This is a genomic window from Pseudomonas palleroniana (assembly GCF_022836895.1).
Classification (GTDB): Bacteria; Pseudomonadota; Gammaproteobacteria; order Pseudomonadales; family Pseudomonadaceae; genus Aquipseudomonas; species Aquipseudomonas palleroniana.
The window spans coordinates 3154065-3174570 of sequence record NZ_CP092411.1; the positions used below are offsets into that span (position 1 = coordinate 3154065).

The following is a 20506-nucleotide window of genomic DNA, read 5'->3' on the forward strand; positions in this document are numbered from 1 at the left end:
GTATCGTTGAGGTTTTTTGCGAGCAAGCTCGCTCCTACAGTTTCAACCGTGACGCTTGAGGGTTTCGCTGGGCAACTCTTTGAAAAGGGCACGGTAGCTGTTGGAAAACCGCCCCAAATGCCAGAACGACCAGTTCATCGCCACCTCGGCCACGGTCGTTCCGGGCGAGTTCAACAACTCCCGCCGTGCGCCATTCAAGCGGCGCAGGCGCAACCACTGCGCCGGGCTCATCCCGGTGTAGGTTTTGAAGCCCTGCTGCAACTGACGCAGCGGCACCCCCGCAATCTGCGCCAGTTCCAGCAGGTTCACGGTTTCATCCGGCGCATCCGCCGCCCAAGCACCGATGCGCGCCATCAACTGGCGTTCGGCGCTGCGACGTTGCAATGAACTGTCGTCCAGGCACACGCAGGCGTTATCCAGAATGAACAGGCAGTCATCGAGCAGTTGCTGGGTGAGGGCGTCGCGACTGATCGGGTCGCTGACGGCGGACAAGCGCGTCAGGGTGCCGCTGAGCCAGCGGGTGAACAGCGCGTTTTGCCGGCAGGTCAGCGGCGCCATGAACAAACCGTCCAGCTTCGCCACGTCCAACCCTTGGCGCTGCACGAACTGCGGGCCGAATACCACGGCCACCTCACGGTAGTTTTCCGGGGTGATCCAGGTGTTGCGGCTTTCGCCATTGAGCATGTACAGCGCGTTGTCGCTGCCGTCGAAACAGAACGCCAGCGAGCCCGGCGGTGCATTGAAATGCTGTTCCACGCGAGTGTTCATGCACTCTTCGTACACCTGCACACCTTGCAGGTCGAGGTAGCGGACCTGCCCGGCAAAGTGCCCCGGTGACATCTGCTGGTACTGCTGCACCCAGCCGGGTGTTGCATTGCATTGAGCGGCCACATCACCGGTGGTGAAGGCCTGTACGCGCAAAGCGGTTGCCTGTGTCATGAATGACCTTGGCGCACTCTATTGGTGCGTTATGGTTCGTGCAAAGTGGATAGATGCCCGTTGAAGGCTGGCTCAAGATAGACCTCAATGCGCCGAGAGTACAAGCCGGCGCGTGTATCCCACCCATGACGAGGTCCTTATGAACGCCCCCTTCGATCAGCTGTCCGCCTGGCTGAAAGAACACAAGATTACCGAAGTCGAATGCGTGATCAGTGATTTGACTGGCATCGCACGCGGCAAGATTGCGCCCACCAACAAGTTCCTGCATGAGCGAGGCATGCGCCTGCCGGAAAGTGTGTTGCTGCAAACGGTGACCGGGGACTTCGTCGACGACGATATCTACTACGACCTGCTCGACCCGGCCGACATCGACATGGTGTGCCGCCCGGTGTCCAACGCGACCTATGTGGTGCCCTGGGCCATAGAGCCCACCGCGATCGTGATCCACGACACCTTCGACAAGCAGGGCAACCCCATCGAGCTGTCGCCGCGCAACGTCCTGAAGAAGGTATTGCAGCTCTACACCGAGCGCGGCTGGCAGCCGATTGTCGCGCCGGAAATGGAGTTCTACCTGACCCAGCGTTGCGAAGACCCGGACCTGCCGCTGAAAACCCCGGTGGGCCGTTCCGGGCGCGCCGAAACTGGCCGCCAGTCGTTTTCCATCGACGCCGCCAACGAGTTCGACCCGTTGTTCGAAGACGTCTACGACTGGTGTGAAGCCCAGGGCCTGGACCTCGATACGCTGATCCACGAAGACGGCCCGGCACAGATGGAAATCAACTTCCGTCATGGTGACGCCCTTGACCTGGCCGACCAGATCACCGTGTTCAAGCGCACCCTGCGCGAAGCCGCGCTCAAGCACAATGTCGCCGCCACCTTCATGGCCAAGCCGGTGGCCGACGAGCCGGGCAGCGCCATGCACCTGCACCAGAGCGTGGTGGACATCGCCACCGGCAAACCGGTGTTCGTCGATGGCGACGGCAAGATGAGCGCCTTGTTCCTGCACCACATCGGCGGCTTGCAGAAGTACATCCCCAAGTTGCTGCCGATGTTTGCGCCCAACGTGAACTCGTTCCGGCGCTTTTTGCCGGACACCTCGGCGCCGGTCAACGTCGAGTGGGGTGAAGAAAACCGTACCGTCGGCCTGCGCGTGCCCACCTCCAGCCCCGACGCCATGCGCGTGGAAAACCGCCTGCCTGGCGCCGATGCCAACCCTTACCTGGCGATTGCCGCGAGCTTGCTGTGCGGCTACCTGGGCATGGTCGAACAGATCGAGCCGAGTGCACCGGTTGAAGGGCGTGCCTACGAGCGTCGCAACCTGCGCCTGCCGTTCACCCTCGAAGACGCGCTGGCGCGTATGGAAGATTGCGACACGGTCAAGCACTACCTGGGCGACAAGTTCGTGCGGGGCTACGTCGCGGTCAAGCGCGCCGAGCATGAGAATTTCAAGCGCGTGATCAGTTCCTGGGAGCGTGAGTTCCTGTTGTTGAGCGTCTAAAAAACCAAAAAAAGGGGTGTCGATATGCGTCTTGTGAAAAAGCTTCTCCCGCTGGCCCTGGTAGCCGCCTTCAGCAGCACCAGCCAGGCGGCGCAAACGGTGAGTGTCTACAACTGGACCGATTACATCGGCGACACCACCTTGGCTGATTTCCAGGCCAAGACCGGGATAAAAGTGATCTACGACGTATTCGACTCCAACGAAACCCTGGAGGGCAAACTGCTGGCCGGGCGCACCGGCTATGACGTGGTGGTGCCGTCCAACCACTTCCTGGCGCGGCAGGTGAAAGCGGGGGCGTTCCTCAAGCTCGACCGTGCGCAGTTGCCCAACTTCAAGAACCTGGACCCCAAGTTGCTCGCGCTGCTCGAGAAAAATGACCCGGGCAACGCGCACTCGGTGCCGTACCTGTGGGGCACCAACGGCATCGGCTATAACGTCGACAAGGTCAAGCAGGTGCTGGGCATCGACCATATCGACTCGTGGGCGGTGCTGTTCGAGCCGGAAAACATCAAGAAGCTCAACCAGTGCGGCGTGGCCTTCCTCGACTCGGCGGACGAGCTGTTCCCGGCGATCCTCAACTACATGGGCAAGGACCCCCGCAGCGAGAACCCCAAGGATTACCAGGAGGCGGAAGCCAAGCTGCTGACACTGCGGCCGTATATCACCTACTTCCATTCCTCCAAGTACATCTCGGACCTGGCCAACGGTGACATCTGCGTGGCGTTCGGGTATTCCGGCGACGTGTTCCAGGCCGCCAACCGTGCCAAGGAAGCCAAGAACGGGGTGAACATCGCCTACTCGATCCCCAAGGAAGGCTCCAACCTGTGGTTCGACCTGCTGGCCATTCCCGCCGACGCCGGCAACGTCAAAGAAGCCCACGCCTTCATCAACTACCTGCTGGACCCCGAGGTGATCGCCAAGGTCAGTGCCTCGGTGGGGTATGCCAACGCCAACCCCGCGGCCAAGCCGTTCATGGCCCCGGAACTGGTGAACAACCCTGAGGTTTACCCGCCCCAGGCGGTGCTCGACAAACTCTATATTTCCACCACGCCAACCCCGGCGACCATGCGCCTGATGACCCGCGCCTGGAGCAAAGTGAAGACCAACAAATGATGCAGTCCAGTGAGCACGCCCGCTCCTATTACCGGGCGACGGCCAATGCCCTGCCTGAGCGTGCGGTATTGGACGCGGAGCTTGACGCCGATGTCTGTGTGATCGGCGGTGGCTTCACCGGCGTCAATACCGCCATCGAGCTGGCCCAGCGCGGGCTTTCGGTGATCCTGCTGGAGGCCCGGCGCATCGGGTGGGGCGCCAGCGGGCGCAATGGCGGGCAGTTGATTCGCGGCATCGGCCACGATGTCTCGGGGTTCGCCAAGTATATCGGCGAGGAGGGCGTGGCTTACCTGGAGCGCGCCGGCATCGATTCGGTGGCGCTGGTCGGCGAGCGCATCCGCGAGCACGGCATCGACTGCGACCTGCGCTGGGGCTTTTGCGAATTGGCCAACACCCCGGCGCAGTTCGCGGCATTCACGCGTGAGCAGGAACACCTGGCGCAGTTGGGGTACACCCCCGAAACGCGCTTGGTGCCACGCCACGCGATGGCGCAGGTGGTGGATTCCACGGTGTATGCCGGTGGCCTGGTGGACATGGGCTCCGGGCATCTGCACCCGCTCAATCTGGTGCTGGGCGAAGCCCGCGTCGCCGAGGCCCTCGGGGTGCGGATTTTCGAGCACAGCCCGGTGCTGGAGCTGATCCACGGCGACAGGGTACAGGTGCGTTGCGCCAGCGGCACGGTGCGCGCCGGCCACCTGGTGCTGGCGTGCAATGCCCACCTGGAGGAGCTGGAACCGCGCCTGAGCGGCAAGGTGTTGCCGGCGGGCAGTTACATCATCGCGACCGAACCGTTGAGCGAAACGCAGGCCAGGCAACTGATCCCGCAAAACCTGGCCCTGTGCGACCAGAAAATCGGCCTGGATTACTACCGCCTTTCAGCTGACCGTCGGCTGTTGTTCGGGGGCGCGTGTCATTATTCGGGACGCGACCCGGCCGACATCGCGGCATATATGCAACCGAAGATGCTCAAGGTGTTCCCGCAGTTGGCCAACACCGCCATCGAGTTCCAGTGGGGCGGCAAGATCGGCATTACCGCCAATCGCTTTCCCCAGGTCGGGCGGTTGCAGCAGTACCCCAACGTGTTCTATGCCCAGGGCTATTCCGGGCATGGGCTCAATGTGACCCACTGGTGCGCGCGCTTGTTGGCCGAAGGCATTCATGCCGGGCAGAGCCGGGGCCTGGACCTGTTCAGTCGCGTGCCGCACATGACCTTCCCCGGTGGCAAGCTGTTGCGATCACCGTTGTTAGCCCTGGGCATGCTCGGCTTGCGTTTGCGCGGGCTTGTCGCTGGCTAGACCTTGAAGGACTCAAGTTGGTCGCAGTATGTCTTGGACGGTCCGATCTTTGCCGTCTAGGATCTTTTCAACGGTCATGACGACCCTGAGACTGGTTGATTCAACGTGAGGATTTCGATGATGAATATTGATGTGAGTGGCAAAGTCGCTATCGTCAGCGGCAGCACCGCCGGCATCGGCCTGGGCATCGGCCGCGCCCTGGCGCAGTCCGGCGCCACCGTGGTGGTGATCGGGCGAGAGGCGGGCAAGGTGGATGCGGCGCTGGCGAGCATTCGCCAGGACGTGCCGGGAGCGGACCTGCGTGGCGTGGTCGCCGACCTCGGCACCCTGGAGGGCGCAGAAAAACTGTTCGCCGCCGAGCCGCATGCCGACATCCTGGTCAACAACCTGGGCATCTTCAATGATGTGGACTTCTTCGACGCGCCCGACAGCGAGTGGGCGCGTTTCTACGAGGTTAATGTGATCTCCGGCGTGCGCCTGGCGCGGCATTATGTGCCGGGCATGGTGACGCAGGGCTGGGGCCGGGTGATCTTCGTGTCTTCGGAATCCGGCATTGCGATCCCGGCCGACATGATCAACTACGGCGTGACCAAAAGTGCCAACCTGGCGGTGTCCCATGGTTTGGCCAAACGCCTGGCGGGCACCGGTGTGACGGTCAACGCGATCCTGCCGGGACCGACCTTTACCGATGGCCTGGAGCAGATGCTCACGGACGCCACGGCCAAATCCGGACGCAGTGCCCGGGATGAAGCGGATGTGTTTGTGCAAAACGCCCGGCCGACGTCGATCATCCAGCGCGCAGCCAATGTGGATGAAGTGGCGAACCTGGTGGCGTACATTGCTTCACCGCTGTCGTCGGCCACCACCGGTGCGGCGTTGCGGGTCGACGGTGGTGTCGTCGACAGCATGGCGATCTGATTTTTCTGGAATGGAGTATGACCCGTGGCAACAGCAGCTTGCGTGATTGAAATACCGGCATCGGCCGATGAGGTCTGGCAATTGGTCGGCGGCTTCGATGCGCTGCCCAAGTGGCTGCCCTTGATCGTCAAGAGCGAAACCCGCGAAGGTGGCCGTGTGCGTCATCTGCAAGCGGCCGATGGCGGTGTGGTGGTCGAGCGTCTGCAGACGTTCGACAACGTGGCGCGCACCTACAGCTACACCATCGAACAGTCGCCGTTCCCGGTGTCGGCGTACCTTGCGACCTTGCAGGTTGAAGCCTTGACCGACACGTCGGCTAAGGCGACCTGGTCCGGCGTGTTCACCCCGGCGTCCGGCACCACGGATGAGCAGGTTGAAGCGCTGTTCGCCGGGGTCTACCGCGGCGGGCTTGAGGCGCTGCGGGCTAACTTCCCCGGCTGAGCCGTTCGAGGATCAGCGCCAGTGACTGGTCCGGCGTGACGTTCGCGGTGTCGAGCGTCAACGTCGGCTCGGTCCAGGCGACGTACTCGTGGGCCGCTACGGCCTGCCAGGTCGGCGGCGTCAGCCCTGGGATATCGCCTGTGCGGGTTTCCACGCGACGTTGGTGTTCCTGGCGATCCGAGCAGGTCACTTGGATATTCATCAGCTCGACGCTCGCTGTCGTCGCCACGGCGCGCCAGGCTTGCCGGCTTTCTTCGACGGGGTTTACGCAGTCGGCGACCACCCCAAGCCCCAAGCGCAAGTTGCTCAGGGCCAGCGCATTCGCCACGTGGTAGCCGCTGGCCCCCACCTCGCCGGCCAATACGGCCGCCTCGCGCAGCGCCTGCTCGATCACATCGATACGTAAGTAAACCGCACCCAGCCGGCGTGCCAGTTCCCGGGCAATGGTGGTCTTACCGGTGCCGGGCAGGCCGCTGAAGACAATAAGCATGGTCGATCCTTCGAAGAGTGGGCGCAGCCAGTCTAGCGGTGTCTACTTCAAATAGCAGGCGCTGATCCAGTCCGCCGGGTGCTCGGCCAATTGTTTGGCCACCGGCAGGTAACGGCTGTCCAGTTGTGCCGCCAACCAGAACAGCGTGGCGCTGCTCTTGGGTTGCCAGGTGCCGCTGTAGCCGGCTTCACCGACGTTGGCGCGGTCTTTGTCGAATTGCACATGGGTGTGCACGAACTCCTGGTGGCTGCGCTGGCCGTTGGCATAGGGCACCAGCCAGTCCAGCGCAGCCCCCAGGGAAGCGCCGTTGGCGCTGAGCTTCAACCAGTCGCCGCCGATGCCGTAGGGTTTCGCCGCCAGTGCGGCCTGCACCAGCGGTTCGAGGTCGTAGACCACGTAATGCAGGGCGTCGCGGTCCTGGAAGTCGGTCACCGAACCATCGGGCAGGACATTGTCGGCGATCTGCTGTTTAAACAGTTGCAGCGCCTGTTCCAGCATCGGCCGATCACCCAGTGCGGCGGCGGCCACGGTCACCAGCTTGACGCGATGGCTCTGCCAGTTATTGGTCTGGGTGCCTTTCTTCGCGCCGTGAAATTGCTGGATCTGCGCGATGTAGCCGTTGCCCAGGCGTTGGATCAAGCGACGGCTGGCGTCGCGGGTCTCCAGCCGCAGGTGGTCGGCGGTGAGCGCGTAGGCGCTGATCAGCATGTCGAGGTTGGTTTCGTCGATGGGGTTGAAGTCCGGTTGATACACGTCGGCCCAGGCGGCCAGGTCGTTATCGACTTGCTTGAGGTAGCGCGGGTCGCCACTCATGCGCCAGGCCAGCGCGGCCTGGCGCATGATCGGCCAGTCCTTTTCGGCGGCGATGCTCTGCTCGCGGATACCCTGGTTGGGCAAGGTCCCTTCGGTATGCACACGGGGCAGCGGGTTGGGCGTGTCGCCCAAGTGCCGTTGCGCCGCCTCCAGCAACACCTTGGCATTCGGGCTGGTGGCGGCCGGCTGGCAAAGAGTGGCCGCGATGGCCCCCTGGGACAACACGGCGAGTGCCGCAATTAAGGCGAGTCGGTTGGTTTTCATGAAACGCTCGGCTGGGCTGGAACGCGACCACGCTAGCATGGGGCTGGACCGGGTTTGATGAAACTCCCCTCGACTCAGTATGCTGGCGTTCACCGCCCGCTCGCCCACAGGATTGTCCATGCCCTTGCCGTTCGTGAAAATGCACGCCCATGGCGATGATTTCATCATCATCGACCGTCGTGGCCAGGACGACCCGATTACCGCGCAAATCGCCCGTCGCCTGGGCAACCGTCACACCGGCATCGGTTTCAACCAACTGGCCGTGGTGCTCGACTGCGCGGACGCCGCTGCGCGCGTCAAATTCTGGAACCCCAACGGCACGCCGCTGGCCACTTGCGGCAGCGCCACCCGTGGGGTAGCCGACCGCCTGATGCATGAAACCGGCACGCAGTCGGTGGTGTTGCGCACCGACCGCGGCCTGCTCACCTGTACGCGTGCGCCGGGGCGGCAGGTGGCGGTGAACATGGGCCCACCGTCGCTGGGCTGGGCTGACGTGCCGCTGGCCGAAGCGATGGACACCCGCGCCTTGGCCATCGACGGCGCGCCGGCGGCGTGCAGCATGGGCAACCCGCACTGCACGTATTTTGTTGACGACGTCGCCGCCATCGACGTGGCGGCGCTGGGCCCGGCGCTGGAGGTTCACCCATGGTTCCCCGCCAGGACCAACGTGCATTTCGTGCAGGTACTGGACCGCCGCCACATCCGTCTGCGCATCTGGGAGCGTGGTGGCGGCGTGCCGCTGGGTTCCGGTTCGTGCTGCTGCGCGGCGGTGGTCAACGGGATCCGCCGCGGTTTACTGGATGACACGGTGGCCGTGCAGTGCGACGGCGGCACCGTCACCGTGCAGTGGGACGGGCAGGGCGGGGTGATATTGACCGGCAGCGTCGAGCCGATCATGCAGGGCAGTGCCTACGGGCTTTGAAACGTCACGGTAAAGGTCGTGCCTTCGGCCGCAGCGGAGCTCACCGCCACATCCCCGCCATGCACCTTGGCCAGCTCGCGCACGATGTACAGGCCCAGGCCCACGCTGCGTACGTCGCTGCCTTGGTCGGTGCCCCGGGTCATGGGTTCGAACAGCCCCGCCAACAGCGCTTTGGGAATTGCCGCGCCGTGGTTGTGCACCGCCACTTCGCAGCCGCCGTCACTCAGGCGTGAGGTGATGGTGATCGGCTGTTGCAGGTCGCCATACGCCACGCTATTGGCCACCAGGTTGCCGATGATCTGTTGCACCCGGTCGGCGTCCAGGCAGGCATTGCCCTGGCCCTCGGCTCGATGTTCCAGCGTGGCCTTGGGGAACGCCACGCGCAACTCATCCACGGCGTGGCGAATCACCGCATGCAAGTCCAGCGGCGCGGTCTTGATGGTGATGCCCTGGCCGACCCGGGCCTGGGTGAAGTCCAACAGGTCGGCGATCATGCGCTGGGCGCGCTCGGACGATTGGCTGATATGCCCGAGCAGCTGTTGCTCCCGGGCTGTGCGTTCGCCACGGCTGAGAAAGTCGGACGCCATGCGGATCGCGGTCAGCGGGTTTTTCAGGTCGTGGCTGACGATCGCCACCATCTGCTCGGCAAACAACGCACGGCGCTGCGAAATCGCATAGGCCTCGTGCAGTTCAGCCTGGGCCTGTTGCAACGCGACTTCGGCGGCGGTTTTTTCCTGCAGGAGGGCTTCGGCGAGGTGGCGTGCATTGAGCAATTCACGCTCGTACTTGTCGCGGTCGGTGGTGCCGAACAGCGCCAGGTCGTAGACCGCACCTTCGGGCACCTCGCGCTTGATACCGTTGAGCAGCACGGTCACTTTGTGCCCGTCGCGGTGCAGGATGTCGAGCTTCACTTCGGTGATGCGGCCATGCATGCGCAGCATGGGTGCCAGGTGGGTCTGGTGGAAAATCCGCCCGCCCATGGTCAGCAGATCCTGGAAACGGCGGCCGCACAATTGGGCAGCGTCAAACCCCAGCCAGTCGCTGAAGCGGGCGTTGGCTCGCACAATCGTGCCGTCTTCAGCGGTGACGGCCAGCGCGCAGGCGGCATTGTCGAACAGGTCAGACAGCATTGGGGCTCGCCCATGGCGCCAGGAACGCGTCCATTGCCGCTGCACAGGCCATCGGTGCACTCATGTGCGGGCAATGGCCGACGTTGTCGACCAGGCAGTAGGTGCTGTCGGGCAGCACGCTGTGCAAGTATTCGCCCACGGCGACCGGGGCGATCAGGTCATCGCTCGATTGCAGGATCAGCACTGGCACGTTCAGGCCGAGCACGTCCTCGCGGTTGTCCGAGAGGAAGGTGACGCGCGCGAACTGCTTGGCGATGTCCGGCTCGGTGCGGCAGAAACTTTCGGTCAGCTCCGTGCTGAGCGCCGGTTGGCCAGGCGCGCCCATGATCACCGGCGCCATGGCACTCGACCAGCCGAGGTAGTTGCTGTCGAGGGTGTCGAGCAGGTCATCGATGTCACTGCGCTTGAAGCCGCCCACGTAGTTATCGGTATCGATATAGCGCGGCGAGGGGCCGATCATCACATGGCCGGCGACGCGTCCGGGCGCCAGGCGGTCGGCCAGGGTGCCGATCATCGCGCTGACCGAGTGGCCCACCAGAATCACCGGGCCCTGGGCGTAAGCGTCGATAATTTCGTTGAGGTCGCGGGCGTAGCCATCCAACACGCTGTATTTGTGTTTGTCGAAGGCGCCCAGGTCTGACAGGCCGGCTCCGACGAGGTCGTACAGGACCACGCGGTAACGCGCCAGGAAATGCGGGGCCAAGTAGTTCCACATCGCCTGGTTGCAACCAAAACCATGGGAGAACACCAGCGTCGCGCGACCGTCGCCCATCACGTGGATATTGTTGCGGTGGCGGAGGTCCATGGATGAGTTCTCGATTATGGCCTAGTGCTATAGCTCTAGGAGTTTAGAGAGTCGCGCCCTCTGGGTCACGCCTTATAGCGCCGATAAGGTAGAGTCGGCAGCTTCAGGAAGAAACTTCAGGTAACAAAACATGCTGGTGATTTTGCGGCAATCCGTTGTGAGCCTCGTGGCACTGCTGCTCGTGGGCCTGCTCAGCTTGGCCCAGGCCGACACATCGCCCATCGGCGTGGCTCTTGACCAGCGGGTGATTGACCTCACCAACACCCTCGACGCGGGCACTACCGCCGGTCTGAAACAACAACTGGCAGCCCTCGAACAGCGCAAAGGCGCACAAATGGCGGTACTGCTGGTGCCCACCACCGGCGGCTCAAGCATCGAGGATTACGCCAACCAACTGTTCCGCGCCTGGAAGCTGGGGCGCAAGGACGTCAACGACGGCATCCTGCTGGTGGTGGCCAAGGATGATCGCAAAGTGCGCATCGAGGTGGGTTACGGGCTGGAAGGTACGGTGACCGATCTGCTGGCCCATCGCATCATTGAGGAACACATCACCCCGGCGTTTCGCCAGGGCGATTATGCGGGCGGCGTGCAACAGGCGGTCAATGACCTGACCGTGCTGGTGGACGGCGGCGACTTGCCCAAAGTCGCAGGGCCCGGTCTGAACCTCCAAGCGCTGGCGATAGCGCTCGCGTTTATCCTGGGGGCGGTTGGCGGTGTATTGATGGCTGCCGGCAAGCTGCGCTGGCGCAAGGCATTGCTGGCAGCGGTGGTGCTGACCCTGCTGCTGAGCTTTTTGGCCGGCGGCCGGGAGTGGTTGGCGAACCTGTTCATCCTGCCGCTGACCTTGCTGATCGGCGGCGCCACGTTCGGCGCGTTATGGATGGCGCGCCCGGTGTTTTACGGCGTGGTGGGGTTGCTGGCCTACATCATTGGCCTGCTGGTGGTGGACCACTGGTATCTCGACGTCAACTTTATCCATTGGCTCGCATTGCCGCTGGGCGCACTGGCGATACTGGGGGCGTACCTGGTGCTGTGGATGGTCATGAGAAGCGCCTGGAACACCAGCCGGGTTGGTTTTGCCATACGGCTGTGCGCTGCGGTGGCGGTGTATGTGGCGGCAGGGCTGATCGCGGACGCTGGGCGTCACGGGTGGCTGATGGCGTTTCCGATTGCGTCGTTCGTGGCCTTGTTCATCTTTGCCAAGACCACAGGCGGCTCGGGCTCCGGTTCGAGCAGTTCAAGCGATTCGGGTTCCAGCAGCTCCAGTTCCAGCTCCAGCAGCAGCTCGTCCGGGGGCGGCGGTTCCAGCGGCGGCGGTGGGGCATCGGGCAGTTGGTAAAGCGCTAGCGCGGCTTGTAGCCCACCCAACCTTTGAAACTGAAGCCGGCATAGAACAGCTCGACGCTTTCAAAGCCGGCCCCGCTCATCAAGTCCACATCCGCCTCGGGTGAGAGCACCGGCAACTTTTCACTGATTGCCGCAATCGCCCGTTTGGCATCGGCGGCGGGTACGCCCGAATCCACTGCAAATGCCGCGTAGCGCTGCAGCCAGCGGGCTTTCTCTGCGGGTGCTTGAGGGAAGCTGTGATGCGCCACAACCAGCGGTGCGCCTGGCAGCAGCCGTCGCCATAGAGCCTTGAGGGTTTGCAGGCGCTCCTCGGCAGGGATGAAGTGCAAGGTCAACAAACACGTGGCGCCGTCAAATGGTCCCGGCGGGGCGGTATCGATATAGCCTTCATGCAACTGCACATGCTCATTCAACGGGCCCAGCGTTGCCCCGGCCAGTTTCAACATTTCGGCTGACGGGTCCACCCCCACAAAGCGCCAACCCGGCTCGGCCTCGGCAAAACGCTTCAGCTCCAAGCCACCACCGGCGCCAAGCACCAACACCTTGCCGTTGGCGGGCACGCTTTCACGGAGCAGCAGAGTCGTCATGCGTTGCAGCCCATCGAAACCCGGCACCAGGCGCACGGGGCCTTCGGCGTAGCGGGCGACGGCATCAGGGTCGGAAAAACTCATGGGGGCGTTCCTGCGAATGGGCGGGGGCTAAACCCTACTGTGACGAGTCCGCAGTGGCAACATTCATGGTAAAACCTCAATCCTCAACTGCCTGAATAAGGACACTCGATGCCCGCCATCACCCTTCGTCCCGCCACCACCGAGGATGCCCTGTGCATCGGTGTGCTGGGCATGCAGGTGTTTCTCGACACCTACGCGACCCAAGGTATCCGAAGCTCGATTGCCAATGAGGCACTGCAAGCGTTCGCCCCGGATGCAATCACGGCGCTGATGGCCGAGCCCGGCACTGCGCTGCTTGTCGCCGAAGCCGACCGACACCTGGTTGGCTTTGCCCAGATCAGACTCGACACGCGCCACCCGATGATCGAGGCGCCGGACGTTGCCGAGTTGCAGCGTTTGTACATCCAGGAGCGTTTCACCGGCCAGGGCGTCGGTTATCGGTTGTTGCAAGCGGCAGAGCAGTGTGCCGCGCAGGCAGGCGCTTCGCTATTATGGGCGACGGTGTGGGAGGGCAACGAGCGTGCGCTGGGTTTTTACCCGCGGCGTGGGTATGTGGCGCTGGGCGCGCCGACCTACACCTTCCAGGGGGAGACCCATGGCAATCGGTTGTTTGGCAAACGCCTGGGTGTCACAGCGGCTTAGACAGAAACACCCGACAGCTGCCCGCAGGCTCACACGGGATTTCACCAAACCGCAGCCAGCCGTGCTTCTCATAAAACCCCGGTGCCTGGAAACTCAGGGTGTACAGCACCGCATGCGCGCAACCTCGGCGGCGGGCTTCGTCTTCAAAGGCTTGCAGCAATCGGCTGCCAAGGCCCGAACCGCGTAGCGACTCGGGCAGGTGGAACAGGTCGAGAAAGGCCATGCCCAGGCTGGTCTTGCCGGTGATGCCGCCGAGAATTCGCTGAGTGTCGGGACACTTGAGCAATACCGTCAGCGGCAGGCGATCGTTCACGCCGGTAATGCCTTCATTAAATGCGGCCAGGCCGCTACCGAGTATGCCCTCTGCTGCGGGGTTGGGTTGGTCACCGATTTCAATGAGGGGCGTGGTCATGGCGGTTTCTCGGTTGTGTTATGTGTATTGCCATCCGACTTTGCCGTCTGACTCGACATACGCCTGGTTACAAAGCTTCAAGCGATTAATGGGGCGAGGCGTCTGATGCGCACTCAGGCAAATCTTTGCAGGCGTGAGCAGGCGGCACCCTCAACGGCATTCGCTTTGCAGCCTCTTGCGCCATCTCTTTCTCCCGTGCCTCCAGGCGTAATTTGCGATCGGCTTCCACACGCTCCTGTTCGTGGCGGCGCATCGTGTCTTCAAGGTCTTTGGCCCGTTGGCGATTCTCCTCAGCCGTCCTGCGCATCTGCTCTCTGACCTGGCGTGCCTGCTCTTCGGCCCGCTGGTTGGCTTCGCGCTGGCGCTGTTCCATGGATGAGTTGCGCAGGTGCTCGATGTCTTGGGCTGTGGCCCCTAAGGCAATCGGCACGATGGTCATCAAGGTGCTTGCAATCAACGAGGAGGCTAACAGACGGCTAAGCTGATTCCTGTACATCAATGCATTCCGAGTCAATTCGTGGTGCCTCGTTGGACGGCACCCCGGTAATAAGGTCTATAGGAGGCTATTAAAAAGCCATTATCATTTCATGCCACGCCATACCGCCGTGATCCGACGGGGAAGGCTGCACATAGCGGTAGCCCATGCGGCTGTACAGCGGCACATGTTGCTCTTTGCACATCAGGTGAATGGTCTGCTTGCCCAGCGCCCGCATGCGCTGCACGAACTCGGTCATCAGCAGTCTGGAATAGCCTTTGCCCTGATAAGCCGGGTCGACCACCACCGACATGATCACCACATTCGGCGCTTGCGGCGAATGGCCTACCAGCTCCTTGAACGCCTCGTCCGACATCACCACCTCATGGGCGCAGCCAGAGTTGATGAAACCCACCACGACGCCATCGGCTTGCAGGATCAAAAAACCTTGCGGGTACTGGGCGATACGCGTGGCGATCTTCTCCAGGGTGGCGGCTTCGTCACCTTCGTAGGCGCTGGATTCGATCTCAAAGCAACGCGCGGCGTCGGCAGGCAGGGCGTTGCGGAAGGTGAGGGCGGGCATGGTGATTCCTGAGGCGTTGAGCGAAAGGCCACATCATAAAGAAACATCTGAAATCTGGCATCGTTGTAGTGAGCGGGCTTGCCCCGCGCTGGGTGGCGCAGCCGCCCCAAATCCAGTCACTGCGATCTTCCTGAAACACCACGGCGTCCTTGTTGGGGCGGCTGCGCCACCCAGCGCGGGGCAAGCCCGCTCACTACGACCGAGAACGAGCTTCAGGGCAGCGACTTGATAGCGCGCACTACCGCAACGGCGATGGTCTTCGTAATGATTCTGCGCTGGGAATCCTCGATCATCGGGCTCAACCATGTAGGCAGGCTGTTGAGCATTGGCAACAGGGTGGTGAGCGCACTGTTGCGCAAGGCGCCGCAGGGGTCATGGCCTGGCTGTGCAACCAGGCCCAGTATCTTGGCCTCATAGGCTGCTCTCAGCCCTCGCACGCAGTCTTCCATCGGCGCGCTCAGGCAGTTGGCGTCCATGACCGCCAGCTTGAAGTGCGCGCCCATGGTTTCATGCAATTGAAGATGGCCTTCGATGAGTGTCGTCAGGCGCTGCGCAGGCGTCAGTCGTTGCTTGGTGACCTGCTCGACGTGCGCCAGCAACGCCTGATACAGCTCCATCAACCACTCGAACAGCAGCGCTTCCTTGCTCTCCACATGGTGATAGATCGCGCCGGGACTTATGCCGATGTGCGCGGCCAGTTCACGCATGCTGACCTGGCTGAAACTGCGCTCCTTGAACACCTCCAGCGCCCGGCGCTGAAACTCCGAGCGGCTCAGCACGCCAGCCTCCACCGCCGGGTCATGTGGCGAGTGCCTGCTGCTTGGCGATTTCCTGGTTGCGCAGGATGAATCGCTGCAACTTGCCGCTGGGGGTCTTGGGCAGTTGCTCGACGAATTCGATTTCCCGAGGGTACGCATGCGCGGCCAGGCGCTGTCGGACATGCAGGCGCAGCACCTCAGCCAACTCGGCGCTGGGCAGGTACTCACGGTTCAACACGATAAACGCCATGATCAGCTCAGTACGTTGCGGGTCGGGTTTGCCGATGACGGCAGCCTCAACCACGGCCGGGTGTTCGATGAGAGCACTCTCCACATCAAACGGCCCGACGCGATAGCCCGAGGTGGTGATCACGTCGTCGTTGCGGCCGACGAAGCTGATACTGCCGTCGTCATTGAGCTCAACGATATCGCCGCTCAAGTAATAACGGCCGACAAACGCCTGGGTCGGCATGCCGAAGTATCCATTGAACCAGCACAGGGGCGAGCGCTCGCGGTCCACCGCCAACACGCCAGGCTGGCCGGCCGGCAGTTCCCGGTGCTGATGATCGAGCACGACAATCCGATGGCCCGGCATCGCGTAACCGGCCGAGCCCTCACGAACAGGGTGCTGCAACCCATGGAGATTGCACAGCACCATGCCGATTTCGGTCTGGCCGTAATGATCATGGATGACCACGCCGGCCTGTTCGGCAAACCAACGGATGACTTGAGGGTTGAGCGGCTCACCGGCGCTGCTGACCACGCGCAACTGACCCCGCGCAGCGTCGGCGAACTCCGCGCCCGCCGCGATCAGCAAGCGATAGGCCGTGGGCGAGCCGGCCAGGTTGCTGATCGCGTATTTTTTGATGATCCGGCAGGTGGTGTCCACCGAGAACGCGCCGTCATAGAACAGCGTGGCGTGGCCGCACGCCAACGGGCCGGTGACCGCGTAATACAAGCCATAGGCCCAACCCGGGTCGGCCAGGTTCCAGAAGCGGTCGTCTTCGCGCAGATCGATCGCTTCACGCATATAACCCTTGAAGGCCAGGAGGGCGCTCAAGGGCACCTCCAGCGGTTTGGCCGGCCCCGTGGTTCCGGAGGTGCACATCAGCAAAAACGGTGCACTGGCGTCCAGCAATTGCGGTGTGCATTGCGTCGTGTGCTGATCCAGCGTACGCCAGAAGTCGTAATCGCCCGGATGCGCCGGGGCACCGTCGGTCACGATGATGGGCGGGCAGTCGCTGACATCATCCAGCTTGGGGCGGTTGAGGGCATCGGTCACGATCCAGCGTGCCTTCGAGCAACCCAACCGCTGCTCGATGGCCTTGGGACCGAAGGCGGTAAAGAGCGGCTGGTAGACCGCGCCGATGCGCCAGGTCCCCAGAATGGCGATCAACAATTCAACCGTGCGGGGCATCAGGCCCGCGACACGATCTCCCGGTTGGACGCCTTGCTCGCGCAGGAAATTGCCGAAGCGCGCCGCGTGGTCCTGCAGTTCGCGGAAGGTGTGGCGCGTGGCGCGGCCATCCCGCGTTTCGCAATACAACGCGACGGCATCGCCCTCGGCGTGCCGGTCGCAGCATTCGATACAGGCATTCAAGGCATTCAGCTCGCCGTGCAAGTCCCGGGCGGCCAATTGTAGAAAGTCGAAAGAGTTCACTGCTGAGGTGTAATCGCGCATAACGCACCCGATTGTTATTGTTGGAATAGGTTGTGTGTCCACGCCTGCCGCGTGGGCTGTTCATGTGATCAGTTGTGCATCATCTCGGCCGCTTGCTGGGTTGCCTGGCTGGTGCGGGTGGCGAGTTTGCGTACTTCATCGGCGACCACCGCGAACCCGCGCCCGGCATCGCCAGCGCGTGCCGCCTCGATAGCGGCGTTCAACGCCAGCAGGTTGGTCTGGCTGGCAATGCCCTGGATGGTGGCGACAATCTGCGTGAGCTTGTTGAGGGTGTCCTGCATCACCCGATGTTGTTGTGCCTGCGCCTCGCGCATCGTGCTTTCTTCATGGCGGGCGTGGATATCGGTGATCGCGCCGACCACCCGCTGCGGGGAGCCGTCCTGCGCACGGCGTGTTTGCCCGCGGCCACGGAACCAGCGGTAAGTGCCGTTCTGGTGTTTGAGGCGATAGTCCACGTCGAAAGGGGTCTTGCCGCTACGGTCTTCAACATGGGCGACAAACGCCGTAATGGCCCGCGCGCTGTCCTCGGGGTGCAAGCGCGAGGTCCAGCTTTCCAGGGTGTTGGGGAACTCCTCGACGGTGTTGCAGCCCAGCAGCCGGCGCATTTGTGACGACCACCAAATGGTGTTTTTCGGGTTCGCCGGGTCGCCGGCCACCACCTCGATATCCCACAGCCCGTCATGCAGCATCTCCCGGGATATATCGAAGCGGGTGGCCGCAAGCTCAAGGCCCTCGTGATGCAGGTGCTGCTCGTGAATATCACGCACGCTGCCGCCGATGGCCAGCGCCATGCCTTGTGCGTCACGTCGCGCTACTCCGCTGACCCGGCACCAGCGATAGTCGCCGTCGCCGGCAGGCTTCATGCGCACGTCCAACGCAAACGGCGTGCGCCCACTGCGATCGGCCAGATGCCGGGTAAGCGCATCCAGATGCACTGGCTGGTCTGCCGGGTGCAACTGGTCGCTCCATCGGCTCAGTTGATTAACCCCCTGGACCTGGATCGACGTCGGTCCCGCCCACTGCATGGCAGAGGTCGGCGCGGGGGCCGGGGTGCCCTGCAGTTCCAGTACCCAGAACAGTTCATCCGCGCCTTGGCTGACCAGGTCCCAGTACGCCTCATGTTGGCGCGTCTGTTGGTTACGATCGGCCAGGTGTGCTTCCAATTGGGCGACTTGCGCAGCCAGCGCACGTGCCTGTGCCTTCAGGGTTTGCCGCTCCTGCAGCAGGTGGTCGACGCCGGTCAGCAGGCGGCGCAGTAATGGGTTGTTCGACGACACGGGCGCGCAGGCCTGGTCAGGTTGCTCCAACCTGTCGGCGAGCGGCGCCAATACCCAGCGGGCGGTGCGGCTGAAAAAAAGCATAAACACCTCTAGCTCGGTTAAATGGACGCCGTCGGGCTGGCCGACAAGGCACGGGTGTCAAAGGTCGTCGCCCCCGGCAGGGCGGGCCAGGCCGCCGGGCCGGCGGCGATTTCCTCGGGGCTGAGCAGGCAATGGTCGAGTTCGCGCTGCAACGCCTGGGTATCGAGGTCCTGGCCGATGAAGACCAGCTCCTGCCGACAGTCGCCGACCACGCCGTCCCACTTGGCCATGATGCCTTGCAAGCGGTATTCGTCCTTTGGCCATTGCGACGGCGCTATGAAGCTCCACCAGTGCCCCACATAGTCCCACTGGAACTGCTTGCCGCTGTGTACCAGCAAGCCGGTTTCCAAGTGTCGGCTGGCAAGCCAGAAGTAACCTTTGCTGCGCAACAGGCGCCCGTTGCTCCAGGGGCGCTTGAGAAAGTCGAGCAAGCGCTGGGGGTGAAACGGTGCACGCTCGCGGTACACCCAGGAGGTCACACCGTAGGTGTCCGACTCGGACGCCGTTGCGCTGTCAGGCTCCAGCTTGCGCATCCAGCCCGGCGATGCGGCAAGGCTGGGTAAATCGAACAGACGGGTATCGAGGATGCTGGCCAACCTGACGTTGCCCTGGGTCATCGGCAGGATCCGCGCGGTCGGGTTGAGGCCCGCAAGGATCGCCCGCACAGCCTGATAGGCCGGCTCGTCGATCAGGTCCAGCTTGTTGACGAGGATCACGTTGGCGTACTCCACCTGCTCAATCAGCAGGTCCGCCAGCGGGCGCCTGGGCGCGTCTGCCTGGGCGTCGTCGCGGGCGACGCCGTCCGGTGACTCCAGCAATGCTTGAAAACAGCTGCCGTCGACCACCGTCACCAAGGTATCGAGCCGCGCCAGTTCACTGAGGCTGAAGCCTTCGGCGTCAAGGAAGGCGAACGTCTCCGCGACCGGCATCGGCTCCGAGATCCCGGTGGATTCGATCAGCAGGTAATCGAAGCGCTGTTGACGCGCGAGCGCGCTGATCTGTTCGAGCAGATCGGCGCGCAGCGTGCAGCAGATACAGCCATTGCTCATCTCGATCAACTCATCGCGGCCACGGTGCAGCGATACATCGCGCTGCACCTCTGCGGCATCGATGTTGATCTCGCTCATGTCGTTGACGATGACCGCGACTCTCAGGCCCTCGCGATTGCGCAGGATGTGGTTGAGCAGGGTGGTCTTGCCGGCGCCGAGGAAGCCGGAAAGCACGGTCACCGGCAGTCGGCCCGCCTGGGCGCCGTCCATCACACGTTCACCGCTGGACGGCCCTCGGCCGGATCCAGGTAGCTTTCGAACAGGTCGACCACCACGAAACCTTCATCTGCCGCGTCGCCCCACAGGTCTTTGCTGTGGAACTCGACGTGGTAGGTCGGCTGATGCGCTGCGCTGGTATCGCCGTGACCTATGGCATCCGGGAAAGGCCATTTTTCCGAGGTGCGATGCAACACCACGCCCTGCTTGCCGCGTACGTAGGCCGGCATGCGGATATGCCCCGCCACATATTCGTCGCGCACCACCACCCGATCGCCGACCTCAAACGGTGCTCGCCCGGTGATCGCCGCACGGCCTTCAGCATGCGCCGGGTTCGCCAGCTTGAAGTGGCTACCCAGCGCCTGGTCGAGTTCGGCCTGGGTGAGCACGCCTGTTTCGACCAGCAGGGTAGCGGTCGCGATGACATAGCGCTCGTAGTACTGGGTGCCGACATGTTGGCGAACATCCAGGCGTTCGACGGCGTGACGCACTTCGTCCACGCTGAACTTCTTCAACTGATCGACACCGATAAACATCAAGCTGTAGGCCAGGTGCTCCCAGTCCTGCTTGAAGACCTTTTTGTAGTCCAGGCTATTGATGGTGTGAGGGACTTTGCCAAAGCCTTGGAAACCGCCGAGATCGTGGAAACCATCCATAATTGAAACTCCGGTAATTGAAAGATG

Annotated in this window: 21 protein-coding genes and 2 pseudogenes; 8 read left to right on the forward strand and 15 right to left on the reverse strand. The window is 62.9% G+C overall.

From position 1 onward, the window contains the following. Positions 1 to 42: 42 nt before the first annotated feature. Positions 43 to 939, reverse strand: a complete 897-nt coding sequence (locus MJP36_RS14385) for a helix-turn-helix domain-containing protein (protein WP_060752463.1) — start codon at positions 937 to 939, stop codon at positions 43 to 45. A 139-nt stretch (positions 940 to 1078) separates the two neighbouring features. Here MJP36_RS14385 and MJP36_RS14390 point away from each other — a divergent pair, with 139 nt between their 5' ends. The 5 genes from MJP36_RS14390 (at position 1079) to MJP36_RS14410 (ending at position 6204) form a co-directional block, all read left to right on the forward strand. Further along, on the forward strand, positions 1079 to 2437 hold the full coding sequence (locus MJP36_RS14390; RefSeq protein ID WP_090370397.1) for a glutamine synthetase family protein: 1359 nt from the start codon (positions 1079 to 1081) through the stop codon (positions 2435 to 2437). 24 nt (positions 2438 to 2461) lie between these two features. Continuing rightward, positions 2462 to 3550 carry a polyamine ABC transporter substrate-binding protein gene (locus MJP36_RS14395; RefSeq protein ID WP_090370399.1) on the forward strand — a complete coding sequence of 363 codons (1089 nt, stop codon included), beginning with the start codon at positions 2462 to 2464 and terminating at the stop codon, positions 3548 to 3550. Further along, positions 3547 to 4845 (forward strand): NAD(P)/FAD-dependent oxidoreductase, encoded by a 1299-nt coding sequence (locus tag MJP36_RS14400; RefSeq protein WP_244383267.1) that lies wholly within the window; start codon positions 3547 to 3549, stop codon positions 4843 to 4845. The genes MJP36_RS14395 and MJP36_RS14400 overlap by 4 nt, the downstream gene beginning before the upstream one ends. 120 nt (positions 4846 to 4965) lie before the next feature. After that, complete coding sequence (locus tag MJP36_RS14405; protein ID WP_060752467.1) at positions 4966 to 5763, forward strand: SDR family NAD(P)-dependent oxidoreductase; 798 nt, start codon at positions 4966 to 4968, stop codon at positions 5761 to 5763. Between the two features lie 24 nt (positions 5764 to 5787). Continuing rightward, positions 5788 to 6204 (forward strand): SRPBCC family protein, encoded by a 417-nt coding sequence (locus MJP36_RS14410; RefSeq protein WP_244383268.1) that lies wholly within the window; start codon positions 5788 to 5790, stop codon positions 6202 to 6204. Here the strand turns inward: MJP36_RS14410 and MJP36_RS14415 are convergent. Both MJP36_RS14415 and MJP36_RS14420 read right to left on the reverse strand, forming a co-directional pair. Further along, positions 6188 to 6694, reverse strand: coding sequence for a P-loop nucleotide/nucleoside kinase family protein (locus MJP36_RS14415; RefSeq protein WP_090370408.1), 507 nt, complete (start codon positions 6692 to 6694; stop codon positions 6188 to 6190). The genes MJP36_RS14410 and MJP36_RS14415 overlap by 17 nt on opposite strands. Positions 6695 to 6736: 42 nt before the next feature. Next, a complete protein-coding gene (locus tag MJP36_RS14420; RefSeq protein ID WP_161550301.1) occupies positions 6737 to 7771 on the reverse strand; it encodes an alginate lyase family protein in 1035 nt (344 codons plus the stop codon). 118 nt (positions 7772 to 7889) lie between these two features. Between MJP36_RS14420 and dapF the strand changes: the two genes are divergently transcribed. Beyond that, a complete protein-coding gene (gene dapF / locus MJP36_RS14425) occupies positions 7890 to 8693 on the forward strand; it encodes a diaminopimelate epimerase (RefSeq protein ID WP_060752471.1) in 804 nt (267 codons plus the stop codon). On the opposite strand, the gene MJP36_RS14430 is transcribed toward dapF, so the two are convergent. Together MJP36_RS14430 and MJP36_RS14435 are read right to left on the reverse strand one after the other, a co-directional pair. After that, entirely contained in the window at positions 8681 to 9823 is a 1143-nt protein-coding gene (locus MJP36_RS14430; RefSeq protein WP_244383269.1) for a PAS domain-containing sensor histidine kinase, read from the reverse strand. The two genes, dapF and MJP36_RS14430, sit on opposite strands and share 13 nt — an antisense overlap. Further along, on the reverse strand, positions 9813 to 10628 hold the full coding sequence (locus MJP36_RS14435; RefSeq protein ID WP_244383270.1) for an alpha/beta fold hydrolase: 816 nt from the start codon (positions 10626 to 10628) through the stop codon (positions 9813 to 9815). The genes MJP36_RS14430 and MJP36_RS14435 overlap by 11 nt, the downstream gene beginning before the upstream one ends. 130 nt (positions 10629 to 10758) lie before the next feature. Between MJP36_RS14435 and MJP36_RS14440 the strand changes: the two genes are divergently transcribed. After that, positions 10759 to 11967, forward strand: coding sequence for a TPM domain-containing protein (locus tag MJP36_RS14440; RefSeq protein ID WP_244383271.1), 1209 nt, complete (start codon positions 10759 to 10761; stop codon positions 11965 to 11967). 4 nt (positions 11968 to 11971) lie between these two features. Here the strand turns inward: MJP36_RS14440 and MJP36_RS14445 are convergent, their stop codons facing one another. Then, complete coding sequence (locus MJP36_RS14445; RefSeq protein WP_244383272.1) at positions 11972 to 12646, reverse strand: class I SAM-dependent methyltransferase; 675 nt, start codon at positions 12644 to 12646, stop codon at positions 11972 to 11974. Between the two features lie 108 nt (positions 12647 to 12754). Here MJP36_RS14445 and MJP36_RS14450 point away from each other — a divergent pair, with 108 nt between their 5' ends. Beyond that, positions 12755 to 13288 carry a GNAT family N-acetyltransferase gene (locus MJP36_RS14450; protein ID WP_244383273.1) on the forward strand — a complete coding sequence of 178 codons (534 nt, stop codon included), beginning with the start codon at positions 12755 to 12757 and terminating at the stop codon, positions 13286 to 13288. Here MJP36_RS14450 and MJP36_RS14455 read toward each other — a convergent pair. From MJP36_RS14455 to nthB, 9 genes and pseudogenes are all read right to left on the reverse strand, one after another. Continuing rightward, complete coding sequence (locus MJP36_RS14455) at positions 13275 to 13700, reverse strand: GNAT family N-acetyltransferase (RefSeq protein WP_244383274.1); 426 nt, start codon at positions 13698 to 13700, stop codon at positions 13275 to 13277. The genes MJP36_RS14450 and MJP36_RS14455 overlap by 14 nt on opposite strands. An 85-nt stretch (positions 13701 to 13785) precedes the next feature. Then, on the reverse strand, positions 13786 to 14196 hold the full coding sequence (locus MJP36_RS14460) for a hypothetical protein (RefSeq protein WP_104994061.1): 411 nt from the start codon (positions 14194 to 14196) through the stop codon (positions 13786 to 13788). Positions 14197 to 14266: 70 nt separating this feature from the next. After that, positions 14267 to 14758, reverse strand: a complete 492-nt coding sequence (locus MJP36_RS14465; protein WP_244383275.1) for a GNAT family N-acetyltransferase — start codon at positions 14756 to 14758, stop codon at positions 14267 to 14269. A 212-nt stretch (positions 14759 to 14970) separates the two neighbouring features. After that, entirely contained in the window at positions 14971 to 15534 is a 564-nt protein-coding gene (locus MJP36_RS14470) for a TetR/AcrR family transcriptional regulator (protein WP_244385627.1), read from the reverse strand. Positions 15535 to 15556: 22 nt separating this feature from the next. After that, positions 15557 to 17197 (reverse strand): AMP-binding protein, encoded by a 1641-nt coding sequence (locus tag MJP36_RS14475; protein WP_244383276.1) that lies wholly within the window; start codon positions 17195 to 17197, stop codon positions 15557 to 15559. Positions 17198 to 17289: 92 nt separating this feature from the next. Further along, positions 17290 to 17559, reverse strand: a pseudogene (locus tag MJP36_RS28105) (methyl-accepting chemotaxis protein); the annotation flags it as partial. 48 nt (positions 17560 to 17607) lie between these two features. Next, positions 17608 to 18558, reverse strand: a pseudogene (locus MJP36_RS27935) (PAS domain-containing protein); the annotation flags it as partial. A gap of 17 nt (positions 18559 to 18575) precedes the next feature. After that, positions 18576 to 19820: a GTP-binding protein gene (locus MJP36_RS14490; protein WP_244383277.1), complete on the reverse strand. Its 1245-nt coding sequence runs from the start codon at positions 19818 to 19820 to the stop codon at positions 18576 to 18578. Then, positions 19817 to 20479 carry a nitrile hydratase subunit beta gene (gene nthB / locus MJP36_RS14495; protein WP_058426056.1) on the reverse strand — a complete coding sequence of 221 codons (663 nt, stop codon included), beginning with the start codon at positions 20477 to 20479 and terminating at the stop codon, positions 19817 to 19819. Before nthB ends, MJP36_RS14490 begins: the two co-directional genes overlap by 4 nt. Between the last annotated feature and the right edge of the window lie 27 nt (positions 20480 to 20506).

Excerpts from the sequence above, each read along its gene's own strand:
- MJP36_RS14385 (WP_060752463.1), bottom strand. The coding sequence starts at position 939 with ATGACACAGGCAACCGCTTTGCGCGTACAGGCCTTCACCACCGGTGAT.
- MJP36_RS14390 (WP_090370397.1), top strand. The coding sequence starts at position 1,079 with ATGAACGCCCCCTTCGATCAGCTGTCCGCCTGGCTGAAAGAACACAAG.
- MJP36_RS14395 (WP_090370399.1), top strand. The coding sequence starts at position 2,462 with ATGCGTCTTGTGAAAAAGCTTCTCCCGCTGGCCCTGGTAGCCGCCTTC.
- MJP36_RS14400 (WP_244383267.1), top strand. The coding sequence starts at position 3,547 with ATGATGCAGTCCAGTGAGCACGCCCGCTCCTATTACCGGGCGACGGCC.
- MJP36_RS14405 (WP_060752467.1), top strand. The coding sequence starts at position 4,966 with ATGAATATTGATGTGAGTGGCAAAGTCGCTATCGTCAGCGGCAGCACC.
- MJP36_RS14415 (WP_090370408.1), bottom strand. The coding sequence starts at position 6,694 with ATGCTTATTGTCTTCAGCGGCCTGCCCGGCACCGGTAAGACCACCATT.
- MJP36_RS14420 (WP_161550301.1), bottom strand. The coding sequence starts at position 7,771 with ATGAAAACCAACCGACTCGCCTTAATTGCGGCACTCGCCGTGTTGTCC.
- dapF (WP_060752471.1), top strand. The coding sequence starts at position 7,890 with ATGCCCTTGCCGTTCGTGAAAATGCACGCCCATGGCGATGATTTCATC.
- MJP36_RS14430 (WP_244383269.1), bottom strand. The coding sequence starts at position 9,823 with ATGCTGTCTGACCTGTTCGACAATGCCGCCTGCGCGCTGGCCGTCACC.
- MJP36_RS14435 (WP_244383270.1), bottom strand. The coding sequence starts at position 10,628 with ATGGACCTCCGCCACCGCAACAATATCCACGTGATGGGCGACGGTCGC.
- MJP36_RS14440 (WP_244383271.1), top strand. The coding sequence starts at position 10,759 with ATGCTGGTGATTTTGCGGCAATCCGTTGTGAGCCTCGTGGCACTGCTG.
- MJP36_RS14445 (WP_244383272.1), bottom strand. The coding sequence starts at position 12,646 with ATGAGTTTTTCCGACCCTGATGCCGTCGCCCGCTACGCCGAAGGCCCC.
- MJP36_RS14450 (WP_244383273.1), top strand. The coding sequence starts at position 12,755 with ATGCCCGCCATCACCCTTCGTCCCGCCACCACCGAGGATGCCCTGTGC.
- MJP36_RS14455 (WP_244383274.1), bottom strand. The coding sequence starts at position 13,700 with ATGACCACGCCCCTCATTGAAATCGGTGACCAACCCAACCCCGCAGCA.
- MJP36_RS14460 (WP_104994061.1), bottom strand. The coding sequence starts at position 14,196 with ATGTACAGGAATCAGCTTAGCCGTCTGTTAGCCTCCTCGTTGATTGCA.
- MJP36_RS14465 (WP_244383275.1), bottom strand. The coding sequence starts at position 14,758 with ATGCCCGCCCTCACCTTCCGCAACGCCCTGCCTGCCGACGCCGCGCGT.
- MJP36_RS14475 (WP_244383276.1), bottom strand. The coding sequence starts at position 17,197 with ATGCGCGATTACACCTCAGCAGTGAACTCTTTCGACTTTCTACAATTG.
- nthB (WP_058426056.1), bottom strand. The coding sequence starts at position 20,479 with ATGGATGGTTTCCACGATCTCGGCGGTTTCCAAGGCTTTGGCAAAGTC.